The sequence below is a fragment of the Adlercreutzia equolifaciens genome (assembly GCF_029076695.1).
GTDB lineage: Bacteria > Actinomycetota > Coriobacteriia > Coriobacteriales > Eggerthellaceae > Adlercreutzia > Adlercreutzia equolifaciens_A.
This window is the reverse complement of the sequence record NZ_JARFIK010000513.1, coordinates 1-294: the sequence shown is the minus strand read 5'-3', so window position 1 is coordinate 294 and position 294 is coordinate 1. Positions and strand designations below refer to the sequence as shown.

Here is a 294-nt window from a genome sequence, read left to right as displayed (position 1 = left end):
AGAGAGAAGCAGTAAAGTCATTAAAATGGGAATGATTCTTTTCATGTGTATACCTCTATATTTCGAAGATAGGGCAGCCGTTTCCAGCTGCCCTGTTTCCTTTTTTATGTTCTTGCCATTCCGTCTACACTGAGCACAACGCCCGTGATATAGGATGCTTCGTCAGATGCCAGGAACACAAATGCATTGGCAATATCCTCCGGCTGACCCAGGCGGCGCAGAGGGATCTGCTTGATGAGCGGATCAATTACTTCCTTGGGAACAGCCTTCATCATATCGGTCAGGGTAATACCG

Annotated in this window: 1 protein-coding gene; it reads right to left on the bottom strand. The window is 46.9% G+C overall.

The genetic code is table 11. From position 1 onward, the window contains the following. Positions 1 to 104 precede the first annotated feature (104 nt). On the bottom strand, positions 105 to 294 hold a 190-nt coding region (locus tag PZH32_RS13410; protein WP_275208748.1), incomplete at its 5' end, for an SDR family oxidoreductase.